A 12,820-nucleotide genomic window follows, 5' to 3' on the forward strand; every position below is an offset into this window, starting at 1 on the left:
AGGGCGGGCTCGTCAGTGATTCACGCATGAGGAGCCACCATGTCGCCCCAGACCGCCCAAGCCGCATTTCTGATCGCCCTCGGGGTCGTATTCCTCGCCGTCGCGATCTGGATGTTCATGCGCGCCAATCGCCGCACCAAGGTGATCCGCGATGAAGGCGCCGCGAAGGATGTTCTCGACGAAGGAGCAAGCCCTGCGGCCCGCAATCAGGCGCTGATCGACGCCCCGGCGGCGGTGGCGCGTGATGTCGGGCAGACTTCGACCAATGCCAATTCCGATGCGATTGCCGCAGCCACCGCCAGCGCCGATGCCGAAGCGGGTGCGGCTGTCACCCCGACGACTGCACCGCCCCCTGCCCCGGCTCCTGCACCGACGGGCGAGGCGGACGATCTCAAGAAGATCAAGGGCGTCGGGCCAAAGCTTGTCACCATGCTCAAGGAACAGGGCATCACCACCTATGCCCAGATTGCCGCGTGGAGCGATGCCGATGTTGCCCGGATCGACGAAACGCTGGGCCGGTTCAAGGGCCGGATCGAGCGCGATCAATGGGTTGAACAGGCGAAGCTGCTGGCCGCAGGTGACGAAGCCGGCTTTACCGAGAAGTTCGGCCGCGACGGTTGATCATTTTGCAACGCCTGAGGAACCATTCCGTCAGGCCAGCGTTACATTCCTGACCGTGTGGTAAAAGCGCGGCATGTTCAGGGAGAGTGACATGAGCCAGAAAATTCTGGTGGCCGAAGACGAAATGATCGTCGCCTTCGACCTGTGCGATACTATTGAGGAAGCCGGGTTCGAAGTTGAAGGGCCGCACGCGGGGATTTCATCGGCCATGCTCGCCTTCCAGAAGGAAAAGCCCGATCTCGCCATCCTCGATATCGACCTGTGCGACGGCAATGTCTTCGCGCTGGCACGGGTGCTGGACGAAGAGCAAGTGCCGATCATTTTCCATTCGGGCCGCTATTCCAGCAAGCAGGTGAAAGCGCACTTCCCCTCTGCGCGGACGCTCCAGAAACCCTGCCCGCCATCGGCAGTGATCGCCGCAGTCAAGGAAGCGCTGCAGGAATGCGCCGCCTTGGCGGACTGATCGCTCAAGGAACTTTTCCCCAAAGGGGCGTTGAAAACCCCTTCCCGTTCGGGCCACAATCCGTGGCGAACAAACAGGAAGGATTTCACCATGAAGAAACGGATCGCAGCCGCGTGCCTTGCTGCCGCAGCCACGCTGACCCTTGCCAGTCCTGCACAGGCGCGCGAGGGATACCTTGCCGAAGTGTTCGTCTTTGGCGGAAATTTCTGTCCGCGCGGCACTTTGCCCGCCGATGGCCGCCTGCTCCAGATCCGCGAATACACCGCGCTCTTTTCATTGCTGGGCATCACCTATGGCGGCGACGGGCGTACCACTTTCGGACTGCCGGATCTGCGCCATGCAATGGTATCCTGGACCAGCAATGGTGATCAGATCCCGATGCGTTATTGCGTCGTGACGGAGGGCATCTTCCCCTCGCGCAGTTGATGACCCGCAAACTCATGCAAAGGCCCCTTGCGAAGGATACGCGCACCTGCGAAAGCTGACTGAACAGAAAGTTTCAGGAGTAACCAGTGCACGCCCCCTCGTCACCCGACCTTGCGACCGCCGGAATCGTCCCGTTCAACTGGGAAGACCCGTTCGATCTCGAAAGCCAGCTGACCGAGGATGAGCGGATGATCCGCGATGCGGCGCACGGCTTTGCGCAAAGCGAGCTGCAACCGCGCGTGATCGAGGCGTTCCGCAACGAGGTTTCCGCCCCCGAACTGTTCCCGCTGATGGGTCAGGCAGGGCTGCTCGGCGCGACCATCCCTGAGGAGTTCGGCGGCGCCGGCGCCAGCTATGTCGCCTATGGCCTGATCGCCCGCGAGATCGAGCGGGTGGACAGCGGATACCGTTCGATGGCGAGCGTTCAGTCGAGCCTCGTGATGCATCCGATCTATGCCTATGGATCGGAGGAACAGCGCCGCAAATACCTGCCCGGCCTCGCCAGCGGCGAACTGATCGGCTGCTTCGGCCTGACCGAACCCGATGCCGGCAGCGATCCTGCGGGCATGAAAACCTATGCCAAGAAAGACGGGGACGGTTACGTCATCTCCGGCAGCAAGACGTGGATTTCCAACTCGCCCTTCGCCGATGTCTTCGTGGTCTGGGCCAAGAGCGAGGAACACGGCGGCGGCATTCGCGGATTTATCCTTGAGAAGGGCATGAAGGGGCTGTCCGCGCCCAAGATCGAAGGCAAGATTTCGCTGCGCGCCTCCACCACCGGCATGATCATGATGGACGAGGTGAAGCTGCCCGCCGACGCGCTGCTGCCCAATGTGCAGGGGTTGAAAGGCCCGTTCGGCTGCCTCAACCGCGCGCGTTACGGCATCAGCTGGGGCGCGATGGGCGCGGCGGAATTCTGTATGCACGCCGCACGCCAATACGGGCTTGATCGCAAGCAGTTCGGGCGGCCGCTGGCGGGAACGCAGCTGTATCAGAAGAAACTCGCCGACATGCTCACCGATATTGCGCTGGGTCTGCAGGCGTCCCTGCGCGTCGGTCGGCTGATGGACGAAGGGCGGTTCGCGCCCGACATGATCAGCGTGGTCAAGCGCAACAATGTCGGCAAGGCGCTGGATATCGCCCGCACGGCGCGCGACATGCACGGCGGCAACGGCATTTCCGAGGAATACCAGGTGATCCGCCACGCGGTGAACCTCGAAACGGTGAACACTTACGAAGGCACCCACGATGTTCACGCGCTGATCCTTGGCCGCGGAATTACCGGGATCGCGGCGTTCTGATGCGGCTTTTCGGATATTACCGGAGCTCGACCTCCTACCGCCTGCGCATCGCGCTGGAGCTGAAGGGGCTTGAGTACGAGAACGTCGGCGTCAACCTGCTCGAAGACGGGCAGAAAGACCCCGCTTTCACCAGCCGCAACCCTTTCGGATCGGTGCCGATGCTCGAAGCGGACGGGCGTGACCGGGCGCAATCGATGGCGCTGATCGAGTGGCTGGACGAAGCCTATCCCGAAAACCCGCTGCTGCCCCAAACCATCGAAGACCGCTACACCGCGCGCGAGCTGACATACGCCATCGCCACCGAACTGCATGCGCCGCTCAACCTGCCGGTCCTCAAATACCTGAAGAAGCCGCTGGGCCACCCGCAGAGCGTGATCGATCACTGGTATCGCCACTGGCTCAAGCGCACGCTCGATCCGGTGGAGGCGCGGCTCAAGCAGCTCGATGCGGGGCCGTTCCTGTTCGACAAGCCCGGCATTTTCGAATGCATCCTGATCCCGCAGGTCTACAACGCGCGCCGGTTCCATTACGATCTGACGCTGCACCCGCGCATCACGCGGATCGAGGCCGCCTGCCTCGCCCTGCCCGCGTTCCAGCGCGCCCACCCCGATAAACAGAACGATTCCCCGGAGAGAAACGCATGAAGCTCGCAACGCTCAACGACGGCACCCGCGACGGCAGGCTGGTGGTGGTGTCGAAAGACCTCACCCGCTGCTGCGCCGCCGGATACATCGCGCCGACGATGCAGGCCGCGCTCGACAACTGGGCGCGGGTCGCGCCCGAGCTTGAAGTGCTGGCCCGCGATGTCGAGCATGAGGCGGTGCCGTGCGAACGCTTCCACGAACGGCAGGCGCATTCGCCCCTCCCCCGCGCATACCAATGGGCAGACGGCAGCGCCTATATCAACCACGTCGAACTGGTGCGAAAGGCGCGCGATGCCGAAGTGCCTGAAAGCTTCTACCACGATCCGCTGATGTATCAGGGCGGCAGCGACGGTTTCCTGCCCCCGCGCAGCCCGATCCCGCTGGGCGATGTCGCATGGGGATGCGACATGGAAGGCGAGATCGCGGTGATCGTCGACGATGTGCCGATGGGCGTTAGCGTCGAGGATGCCGCCAATCACATCAAGCTGGTGATGCTGGTGAACGATGTGTCGCTGCGCGGCCTGATCCCCGGTGAACTGGCCAAGGGCTTCGGCTTTTTCCAGTCAAAGCCCGCCAGCGCTTTCTCCCCCGTCGCGGTCACGCCGGACGAACTGGGCGACGCGTGGAAGGATTCGCTCATCCATCTGCCGTTGATGGTGGATTACAATGGCGAACCCTTCGGCCGGGCCAATGTCGGCGTCGATGCGACCTTCAACATGGCGCAACTGGTGGCACACGCGGCCAAGACGCGCAGCCTGTGCGCGGGATCGATCATCGGATCGGGCACGATCAGCAACAAGGGCGCGGACGGCGGCCCGGGCAAACCGGTGGCCGAAGGCGGGCTTGGCTATTCCTGCATCGCCGAAATCCGCATGATCGAAACGATCTATAACGGTTCGCCCAAAACGCCCTTCATGCAACCGGGCGACACGGTGAAGGTCGAAATGCGCGATGCCGATAACCATTCGATCTTCGGCAGCATCGAACAGACCGTGGTTGAGGCGTAACCGCTAAAGCGCGCGGCTCCAGAACTGCAACGGCTTGGGCGTCTCGGCGTCCTCGCCGTGATCTCGCCATGCGAGATTGCAGATCAACCCTTTGACCGGGGCATAGCCGCGCCCCCGCCAGAATGTGTCCAGCGGGCGATATCCCTGCGGCTTTGAAGGATGATCCTCTGGCCGGATGACTGCAGCGAACATGGCAGTTTTCAGGCCGCAAGCGCGGGCTGCGGCCTCGCGATGATCGAAAAAGGCATGGCCCAGCCCTTGCCCGCGATATTCGGGTAGAAGCACGCTTTCACCGAAATAGCTGATCGCGGAAGTGTCGAACCCGGCGGCTGCGACGGGATCCCTGATCTCGCCTGCTTGCGCCGCCATCGGTGACGCGGTGGACGCGCCGACAATCCGCCCTTCGTGGCGGGCGACCACCAGAACGGCGTCAGGCGCCGCAGCAAATTCGCTGAGGTATTCCTCCTCATACGCGAGATCGCCGTCATACAGATACGGCCACTCGGCAAAGACGCGGATACGCAGCTGCGCCAGAGCCGGGATGGCCGGAGCGATAGCCACCCCGGTCAGTGCCTCGACGGTCAGATCGTCAGAAGCCAAGGCTTTCGGCCACCGCTTCGTTCACGATCTTGCCCTGATGCACGTTCAGGCCGGGCTTGAGGTGCGGATCACGCTCGCACGCTTCGATCCCGTGCCTTGCCAGCGCGAGGCCGAACGGCAGCGTCGCATTGTTGAGCGCATAGCTGGAGGTGTGCGGCACAGCGCCGGGCATGTTGGCGACGCAATAATGGATGATGTCGTCCACCAGATAGGTCGGCTCTTCATGCGTGGTCGGCTTTGAGGTTTCAAAGCACCCGCCCTGATCGATCGCGACATCGACCAGCACCGCGCGCGGCTGCATCAGGCCCAGCATATCGCGCGTCACCAGCTTGGGCGCGCTCGCACCGGGGATGAGCACCGCGCCAACCACCACGTCTGCATCGGTGATCGCATTCTCGATCGTGCCTGCGTTGGAATAGCGGGTGGTGACGCGGCCCTGGAACATGTCGTCGAGCATACGGATGCGCGGCAGCGAACGGTCGAGAATCTCGACATTCGCGCCCAGCCCCGCTGCCATCCGCGCAGCCTGCGTGCCGACAACGCCGCCGCCGATGACGACGACCTTGGCGGGAAGCACGCCGGGGACGCCGCCCATCAGGATACCCCGCCCGCCGTTGTTCTTGTGGCTCGCCTGCGCACTGGCTTCGATCGAGAGCCGCCCGGCAACCTCGCTCATCGGGGCGAGCAGCGGCAGGCCGCCATGCGCGTCCGTCACCGTTTCATAAGCCACCGCCGACACGCCGCTTTCCATCAGGCCGCGTGCCTGATCGGGATCGGGCGCGAGGTGGAGATAGGTGAACAGGATCTGCCCTTCGCGCAGTTGCACCCATTCGTTGGGCTGCGGTTCCTTCACCTTCACCACCATTTCGGCGCGGGCAAAGACTTCCTCTGCGCTGTCGACGATTTCGGCGCCCACCGCGCGATAATGATCGTCGGTCTTGGTGATGCCCAGCCCGGCACCGCTTTCGACGATGACGCGGTGGCCATTGGTGACGTATTCGCGCGCGGCTTCCGGGGTCAGGCCGACACGGTATTCGTGGTTCTTGATTTCCTTGGGCACACCGACGAGCATGATTCTCTCCTGGGGAATGAGGGTGGGAACGCGTTACGCCATGCGCAATAAAGTTTCAATTGCAACAAACAGGGTTGCGGAGCGGCTTCGCATTTGAGAGACACCCGCTTTCCTACAGGGGTTGGCCTGTGGCATTGGAAAACTGCCGGAAAGACCCCTGGAATTTTTTTAGATTAGGATAAGTGTCAACCGCCCCAAGAGCACATTTACTTTCAGTATATCAGTGCCTTGGTGGCGATCTGGACGCTTGACGCAGTGTCGGCTTTGTCAACTTCATTCGCAGCCGCAACAATTCGGAATAGTGCAAGGAGAACCCCCATGACCGCTTACCCCACAATCAAGATGCTGATCGGCGGCGAATGGGTCGAAAGCGGGGGCGAAGGCTCCATGCCGGTGATCAACCCGGCCAATGAACAAGAAGTGGGCCGCGCGCCCAAGGCTTCGAAGGAACAGCTTGACGCGGCGCTGGCCGCTGCGGGAGAGGCCTTCCCCAAATGGGCCGCCACCCCCGCGATCGAACGCTTCCGCATCATCCAGCGCGCAGCCATGCTGCTGCGCGAACGGGCCGAAGGCATCGCCCGCGTGATGACGCTGGAAATGGGCAAGCCGCATGCGCAGGCGCTGGGCGAAACCACCGGGGCGGCGGACCTGATCGAATTCCTTGCCGAAGAGGCCAAGCGTCAGGGCGGCCGGCTTGTTCCGGTGCGCAGCCACAGCCTGCTCGAACAGCGGGTGACGCAGGAACCGATTGGCCCGGCAATGCTGTTCACGCCGTGGAATTTCCCGATCAACCTGCCCGCAAAGAAGCTGGCGGGGGCATTGTCGGCAGGCTGTTCCTGCGTGCTGAAGCCGGCTGAAACCACCCCGGCGACGGCGCAGATGCTGGTTGAATGTTTTGTCGAGGCGGGCGTTCCGGCTGGCGCGATCAACCTCGTCTATGGCGATCCCGCGATGATTTCCGAACATCTCATCGCCTCCCCCGTCACCCGCAAGGTCAGCTTCACCGGATCGACCGCGGTGGGTCGCCACCTTGGCCAGCTCGCGGCAAGGGATCTCAAGCGGTTCACCGCCGAGCTGGGCGGCCATGCTCCCGTGGTGATCGGCGAAAGCGCGGATTTCGAACGCACCGTCGCGGCCTGTGCCGCCACCAAGTTCCGCAACGCCGGGCAGGTTTGCGTCTCCCCCACCCGCTTTCTGGTTGCCCGCAGCATCTATGATCGCTTCGTGGCGGAATTCGCTGCCCGCACGCAGGCGATCAAGGTGGGCGACGCCAGCGTCGATGACAGCGTCGAGATGGGGCCGCTGGCCCACGCCGGACGCGTCGCCGCAATGCAGGATCTGATGGGTTCGCTGGGCGGAAAAAAGGGCGAGGTCGTTACCGGCGGACGGGCAATGAACGCGCCCAAGGGGTTTTTCTTCGAACCCACCGTCATCGCCAATCCTTCCGCCGACAGCCGCCTGATGACAGAGGAACCGTTCGGGCCGGTGGCCGGGATCGTGCCTTATGACGACATCGAGGACGCGGTGCGGATCGCCAATTCGCTGCGTTATGGCCTTGCCGCCTATGCCTTCACCTCGTCGCTCGATGAAAGCCACTATCTGGGCAACACGCTGAAGGCGGGGATGGTCGCGATCAACCACTTCGCCGTGGGTTCACCCGAAACGCCGTTTGGCGGCACGGGCGACAGCGGCTTCGGATCGGAAAGCGGGGTCGAAGGGTATCTCGGCTATACCGAGACGAAACTGGTCACGGTCGCCAAGGCGGCGCCGTGATCAGGGCAGTCGGTTAGAGGCGCCGATATTGGAGGCGGCCGCCTCGTTCGATCAACGAAGCGAAACGAGCTTCAGCAACTTGCTGGTGAAGCTGTCCTTGCGCGGCATGGGGCGGATTCGCCCGTAACGCGCACGGCGTGAATTCTCGTCACCAAAGCAGACAGTTCGGCCCATTGCATCTGGGCCCGACGATACAAAAGTCGGTCGTTCCATAGGTCGCGTCCCCGATTCGCGATTTGTTATGTGGTAAAACTAACACGCTTCCTGTGGAAAACTGAGTCGATATCTCATCAATCTGGCAAGAATCTTGGCCGAATTGCTTTCAAAAGTGCGCCTAAGCGGTGCGTTTAGCCCCGGCTGAGCGCACATCGGCAAGAGTCGGATAGCCATTGACGGCCATCAGCAGGTCAGCCTCCGCCAGTATGCAGCGCAAGACCCACGCCGCTCCCGCGGCCCCGCCGATGGCGAGGCCATAGGTATAGGGCCGGCCCACACCCACGGCTGTCGCGCCCAGCGCCAGCGCCTTGACAGCGTCGGTGCCGGATCGGACGCCGCTGTCAAACAGTACCGGCGTGTCGCCGCTGGCCTTCACCACGTCTTCGAGCAGGTCGATGGTCGCGATCCCCCCATTGGCCTGCCTGCCGCCGTGATTGGAGCAATAGACCGCATCCGCCCCGCTATCGACGGCACGCCGCGCATCATCGGGGTGGCAGATGCCTTTCAACACGATCGGCAGATCGGTCACCGATTTGAACCACGCCATGTCATCCCAGGTGAGCACCTGGCCAAAGATCGCCGCAAACAGCATGATCGCCGCTTTCGGGTCTTCCTCCGGCGGCTTGTCGAGCATCGAACGGAACACCGGATCGGAAAAGTAGTTCTGCATCACCTTGCCGCGCAATTGCGGAAAGTTCGACGCATTGAGATCGCGCGGACGCCAACCGGTAAGCCAGGTGTCCAAAGTGACCACGATCGCCTTGGCGCCCGACGCTTCGGCCCGTTTGATCAGGCTCTCCGCCAGTTCGCGGTTGCGCGGGGTATAAAGCTGGAAGAAGGCAGGGGTATCGCCGCATGCGTCGAACACCTGCTCCATCGGATCGTTCGACAAGGTGGAAACGCAGAACGGCACGCCCGTCATCGCCGATGCACGTGCGGCCGCCATGTCGCCGTGGCGATCCTGCGTCGCTTCGCCATTGAGGCCGATGGGCGCCATGAAAAGCGGTGTCGGCAGCTTCATGCCGAACAGGTCGATCGACAGATCACGGGTCGAGCAATCGACCATCATGCGCGGCACCATGCCCCAGTGGTGAAACGCGCTGGCGTTGGTGTCCTGCGTGTGTTCATCACCGCATCCGCCCGCGACGTAATTGGTCAGCATCGGGCCCAATGCTTCGTGCGCGCGTTGTTCGAGCGTTGCGAAATCGACCGGATAATCGGGCAATATGCCCTGCAATCCGGCGTTGTAGATTTCGTTCTGCATGCCGCCGAAATTGCTCATCGGTGCGGTCCTCTCCCTTGTTTTTCTCTTGTCGGCAAAAGAGCCGATAGCAGGATCGGCGGCAAGTCTTTTCGCGCCCTAGCGGGCAAGCTTCTGGAGCGTCGGGCGCACTTTCAGGAACAGCAGGTAAAGCTTTTCAAGCACCGCGAGCACATGGCGATTGCGTGCTATCAGGCCGATCGTACGCAAGGGGGGAATCGCCCGCCACATCGCTGCAAAGGCCGCCGCTCCGGACAGGACTTCGCCATTCTCCTCGGCATGGAAGCGGGCAAGCAACTGGGCCTTGTCGATCGGACAGGACGGATCGGCATCGCCCGCAACGTCCACAAAATCAATCGCACCGCGCCGGTCAAGCCGCTGCATCAGCTCGATCTCGCGCCGACAGAGCGGGCAAGCACCGTCGTACCAGACTTTCAGGCGCGGCTGTGCGGAGGCTTCCATGCCAAGGCATGTGCGCATCAAGCGGCAGGTTTCAAGGGGGCCGGGAGCCCGAACGGAAAAGGGCGCACCCTGCGGCGCGCCCTTCCCATTTCCGTTCTATCGCGGCCCGTCAGGGAGTGACAGACGCTTCGAGCGTGTCCGCCAGCAGTTCGACCTGCATGGTGCAGCCATTGGCGATCAGAGCCTGAGCCAGCTGGTCGGGCGCTTCGTATTCTTCGGTCAGCGTCACGAAGTTCACGCTGACGGAGGTGGTTTCCGCTTCACCATCCTCGGTCGCAGGCGACTGAGTGGAGATGGTGTAATTGGTACCGCCCATCAGCTGCATGCCTTCGGGATCGAGCGCGCGCACCGCTTCGCTTTCGACGAAGGGCACTTCGAGCGAGGCGTTGGTGGCAGGATCCATGATCGTATAGGTCTGCGCCCCGGTCGCATCCGGACGCCACAGCCGCACCGCGCTCATGTCATACAGGCACATGGTGCCCGATGCCGCGACATTGACGAACCACAGGTTCGGGCTGCGCGCCACGCCTTCCCCGGCACCGCGAACGGCCCCGGTGCGCACGCTGCGTGCCTGCCGGCGGGTGAGGTTGGAGAATCGTGCGCGAGTGCGGGTTGCCCCTTCGCCCACGGTGAAGGTGCCCGGCCCCTGCATTACCTTCGTACCATCATCGGTCAGAACGGTGATGCGATCCCCTGCCCGCAGGGTGATGGTGGCGGAATCGGCGACTTGCCGTCCGACCGGGTAATCCCCTGCCGAAGGGCCGCTTGATTTAACCACCACGCCGGCCTGTGCAGCAGACGGGACCACGGCAAGCACGGCGGCGGCCAATGCCACTCCTGCTGCGCGGGTCTTGAATTTATCCGAGAACATAAGCTCCCCCATCGTTCAAATTGCGAATGCGTGTCGCGTAATTACGTAGCGCCTTATCGTCAGGATGCCTAGCGATCAGCGCGTCCAATGATTGTACGGCTACGTCATGTTTGCTGTCGCTAAGCTGAGCGATTTCGGCCAGCGCCTCGCGGTCTTCCTCCGGCAGATCGGGCCGGGGATGGTATATGTCGACCGGCCTTGCCCGCCCACGCAGCACGATGCGCCCCATCGGGACCCACCAGTCAGGGTTTGATTTTTCAATGAATTCCCGGCTGGCGGAGACATTGGAATCGAGTGGCTTGTTCGCTGCCTCCAGTCTTGCGGCGGTGTTCATGCTGTCGCCCAGCGCCGTGTACTGGATGCGCGTATCTCCGCCAAAATTTCCGACAACGGCTTCGCCAAAATGCAAACCGACGCGAGTTTTCCCGATCTTTGGCAGATTCGGGTCCATCTCGGCGACTTCGCGGCGGAAATCCTCGCCCGCCTGCCACATCGCATAACCGGCCTTGGTCGCGCGTTCGGCATCATCCGGACGAGCGATCGGCGCCCCCCAGAATGCTACCACCGCATCGCCCACGTACTTGTCGATCACTCCGCCATGATCGAGCACGACCTTGCTGAGCATCTCGAGATAGCGGTTGAGCAGCTTGGCGACCATTTCCGGCGGGATCGCGTGGCTCATCTTGGTGAAGCCCTCAAGATCGCTGAACAGCACGTAGATTTCGCGCTTTTCGCCGCCCAGCGAAAGCAGTTCGGGCTGATCGATGATCTGCTGCGCGATATCGCGCGGGATGTATTTGCCCAGCGCCCCTTGCGCAAAGCTGCGCTGCGCGGCCCCGGCGGATCGCGCCGCCGCGGTTACCGCGGTGAAGGCAATGATCCATCCCACCAGCCATCCGACTGCCGGAAGCCCGTAGGTATCGACGTCGTTGAAATGCAGCCAGAACGGGATGCCCACGAACATCACCGCCAACAGCAGCAGCAGCGGCACCAGCTTTGGCGCGGGCCATTCGAGCAAGGCCGTCAGCGCGGCGGTGGCCACCACCAGCACGGCCATCATCCACAGCGCCCATTCCGGAACCTGCGGCAACACCTTGCCGTCGAGCATCTGGGCGATGATTTCGCCATGGACGGAAAGCCCCGCAGGCTCGAAGCCGGTCCAGGGCGTGATAGAGGTTTCAACCCGGTCGTAATCGACAATGTCTCCGCCGATCAGGACGTATTTGCCTTCGATCTGCTGCGCCACGAATTCGGCCACCGCCGGATCGAGATCGAGGAAAAGCTCGATCGAGATCGACTGGAACAACGGCTCTTCGATATTGCCCTGGTCCTGCCCTGCCCCGTCGTCCATCTCGTCCAGTCCGGCACGCAAGGCGCGGCGGTACACGATCGAACCTTCGTATCCCTCGAATGCTTCGACCGGCCCTCCGGCATCTTCCAGCATCGCGCGCCCCAGCAGCGGAGGCAGGTCGGGTTCGATGGTGGGCCAGATGCGCGTCGCGCCAAACGAATTGTCGAGCCGGATGCTGGCCGGGCGCGAATTGGTGCCTTCGAGCGCGGCCATGAATTCTTCGAGAAAGACCTGCTGTTCGTAGACAATGTCGCTCGCATTGGTCTCCACATTGGCATAGCCGACCGCAGTCGGGGTCTGCATGTTTCGCAAGGTCTCGATCAGCAGTTCGTCATCCTTTTGCGGCTGATCGAACAGGATATCGATCCCGATCGCCTTGGCTCCCATCTTGTCGAGATTGCCTAGCGCTTCGGCCAGCGCATCGCGCGGCAAGGGAGATCGCTGTTCAAGATTGATCAGCGCCTGATCGTCATAGACCACGAGGATGATGCGATCATCCTGCTCCACCATATCCGCCGCGAGGTAAGCGCGGGTATCATACAGGGCGCGTTCCGCATCATTGGTGAGCGGGGTGGGTTCGTCGCTTCCGGGCAGCGTCCAGCTGAAGCGGGCGATGAACAGTGCCAGCACCAGCATGAGTACGGTGGCGAGAAGCTGTAGCTTGCCCGCCTCACGCACACTACGCCAGCCACGGGCGAGCAATCCGCCCCGCTTAGCCTTGCCGCCAGATTCTTCTGTCATGGACTATCCCC

Annotated in this window: 13 protein-coding genes; 7 read left to right on the forward strand and 6 right to left on the reverse strand. The window is 62.6% G+C overall.

What is annotated here, in order from left to right; all coding sequences use genetic code 11:
* Positions 1-39 precede the first annotated feature (39 nt).
* From AABA34_RS13340 to AABA34_RS13365, 6 genes are all read left to right on the forward strand, one after another.
* Positions 40-621 (forward strand): helix-hairpin-helix domain-containing protein, encoded by a 582-nt coding sequence (locus tag AABA34_RS13340; protein ID WP_338303010.1) that lies wholly within the window; start codon positions 40-42, stop codon positions 619-621.
* A gap of 91 nt (positions 622-712) precedes the next feature.
* Complete coding sequence (locus AABA34_RS13345) at positions 713-1,084, forward strand: response regulator (protein WP_034954997.1); 372 nt, start codon at positions 713-715, stop codon at positions 1,082-1,084.
* A gap of 90 nt (positions 1,085-1,174) precedes the next feature.
* The gene (locus AABA34_RS13350) at positions 1,175-1,510 is read left to right on the forward strand and encodes a phage tail protein (protein ID WP_338303011.1); all 336 of its coding nucleotides are present in this window, start codon (positions 1,175-1,177) and stop codon (positions 1,508-1,510) included.
* An 86-nt stretch (positions 1,511-1,596) separates the two neighbouring features.
* The gene (locus AABA34_RS13355; RefSeq protein WP_407931951.1) at positions 1,597-2,811 is read left to right on the forward strand and encodes an acyl-CoA dehydrogenase; all 1,215 of its coding nucleotides are present in this window, start codon (positions 1,597-1,599) and stop codon (positions 2,809-2,811) included.
* Positions 2,811-3,455, forward strand: a complete 645-nt coding sequence (gene maiA / locus AABA34_RS13360; RefSeq protein WP_034954965.1) for a maleylacetoacetate isomerase — start codon at positions 2,811-2,813, stop codon at positions 3,453-3,455. The genes AABA34_RS13355 and maiA overlap by 1 nt, the downstream gene beginning before the upstream one ends.
* On the forward strand, positions 3,452-4,462 hold the full coding sequence (locus AABA34_RS13365; RefSeq protein WP_338303012.1) for a fumarylacetoacetate hydrolase family protein: 1,011 nt from the start codon (positions 3,452-3,454) through the stop codon (positions 4,460-4,462). The genes maiA and AABA34_RS13365 overlap by 4 nt, the downstream gene beginning before the upstream one ends.
* A 3-nt stretch (positions 4,463-4,465) precedes the next feature.
* On the opposite strand, the gene AABA34_RS13370 is transcribed toward AABA34_RS13365, so the two are convergent.
* Positions 4,466-5,062 (reverse strand): GNAT family N-acetyltransferase, encoded by a 597-nt coding sequence (locus tag AABA34_RS13370; protein ID WP_338303013.1) that lies wholly within the window; start codon positions 5,060-5,062, stop codon positions 4,466-4,468.
* Positions 5,052-6,134 (reverse strand): alanine dehydrogenase, encoded by a 1,083-nt coding sequence (ald, locus tag AABA34_RS13375; RefSeq protein ID WP_034954967.1) that lies wholly within the window; start codon positions 6,132-6,134, stop codon positions 5,052-5,054. Before ald ends, AABA34_RS13370 begins: the two co-directional genes overlap by 11 nt.
* A 318-nt stretch (positions 6,135-6,452) precedes the next feature.
* On the opposite strand from ald, the gene AABA34_RS13380 reads away from it, so the two are divergent.
* On the forward strand, positions 6,453-7,907 hold the full coding sequence (locus AABA34_RS13380) for an NAD-dependent succinate-semialdehyde dehydrogenase (protein WP_338303014.1): 1,455 nt from the start codon (positions 6,453-6,455) through the stop codon (positions 7,905-7,907).
* Positions 7,908-8,241: 334 nt separating this feature from the next.
* On the opposite strand, the gene AABA34_RS13385 is transcribed toward AABA34_RS13380, so the two are convergent.
* From AABA34_RS13385 to AABA34_RS13400, 4 genes are all read right to left on the reverse strand, one after another.
* Positions 8,242-9,405 carry an alpha-hydroxy-acid oxidizing protein gene (locus AABA34_RS13385; protein WP_034954971.1) on the reverse strand — a complete coding sequence of 388 codons (1,164 nt, stop codon included), beginning with the start codon at positions 9,403-9,405 and terminating at the stop codon, positions 8,242-8,244.
* A gap of 78 nt (positions 9,406-9,483) precedes the next feature.
* Positions 9,484-9,846 (reverse strand): thiol-disulfide oxidoreductase DCC family protein, encoded by a 363-nt coding sequence (locus AABA34_RS13390; protein WP_252258292.1) that lies wholly within the window; start codon positions 9,844-9,846, stop codon positions 9,484-9,486.
* Positions 9,847-9,955: 109 nt separating this feature from the next.
* Positions 9,956-10,717, reverse strand: coding sequence for a hypothetical protein (locus AABA34_RS13395; protein ID WP_338303015.1), 762 nt, complete (start codon positions 10,715-10,717; stop codon positions 9,956-9,958).
* A complete protein-coding gene (locus AABA34_RS13400) occupies positions 10,704-12,809 on the reverse strand; it encodes an adenylate/guanylate cyclase domain-containing protein (RefSeq protein ID WP_338303016.1) in 2,106 nt (701 codons plus the stop codon). The genes AABA34_RS13395 and AABA34_RS13400 overlap by 14 nt, the downstream gene beginning before the upstream one ends.
* Between the last annotated feature and the right edge of the window lie 11 nt (positions 12,810-12,820).

It is taken from the genome of Erythrobacter sp. Dej080120_24, from assembly GCF_036322605.1.
Classification (GTDB): domain Bacteria; phylum Pseudomonadota; class Alphaproteobacteria; order Sphingomonadales; family Sphingomonadaceae; genus Erythrobacter; species Erythrobacter aurantius.

Bases quoted from the DNA above. Each gene is read 5' to 3' on its own strand.
- AABA34_RS13340 (WP_338303010.1), top strand. From the start codon at position 40: ATGTCGCCCCAGACCGCCCAAGCCGCATTTCTGATCGCCCTCGGGGTC.
- AABA34_RS13345 (WP_034954997.1), top strand. From the start codon at position 713: ATGAGCCAGAAAATTCTGGTGGCCGAAGACGAAATGATCGTCGCCTTC.
- AABA34_RS13350 (WP_338303011.1), top strand. From the start codon at position 1,175: ATGAAGAAACGGATCGCAGCCGCGTGCCTTGCTGCCGCAGCCACGCTG.
- maiA (WP_034954965.1), top strand. From the start codon at position 2,811: ATGCGGCTTTTCGGATATTACCGGAGCTCGACCTCCTACCGCCTGCGC.
- AABA34_RS13365 (WP_338303012.1), top strand. From the start codon at position 3,452: ATGAAGCTCGCAACGCTCAACGACGGCACCCGCGACGGCAGGCTGGTG.
- ald (WP_034954967.1), bottom strand. From the start codon at position 6,134: ATGCTCGTCGGTGTGCCCAAGGAAATCAAGAACCACGAATACCGTGTC.
- AABA34_RS13380 (WP_338303014.1), top strand. From the start codon at position 6,453: ATGACCGCTTACCCCACAATCAAGATGCTGATCGGCGGCGAATGGGTC.
- AABA34_RS13385 (WP_034954971.1), bottom strand. From the start codon at position 9,405: ATGAGCAATTTCGGCGGCATGCAGAACGAAATCTACAACGCCGGATTG.
- AABA34_RS13390 (WP_252258292.1), bottom strand. From the start codon at position 9,846: ATGGAAGCCTCCGCACAGCCGCGCCTGAAAGTCTGGTACGACGGTGCT.
- AABA34_RS13395 (WP_338303015.1), bottom strand. From the start codon at position 10,717: ATGTTCTCGGATAAATTCAAGACCCGCGCAGCAGGAGTGGCATTGGCC.
- AABA34_RS13400 (WP_338303016.1), bottom strand. From the start codon at position 12,809: ATGACAGAAGAATCTGGCGGCAAGGCTAAGCGGGGCGGATTGCTCGCC.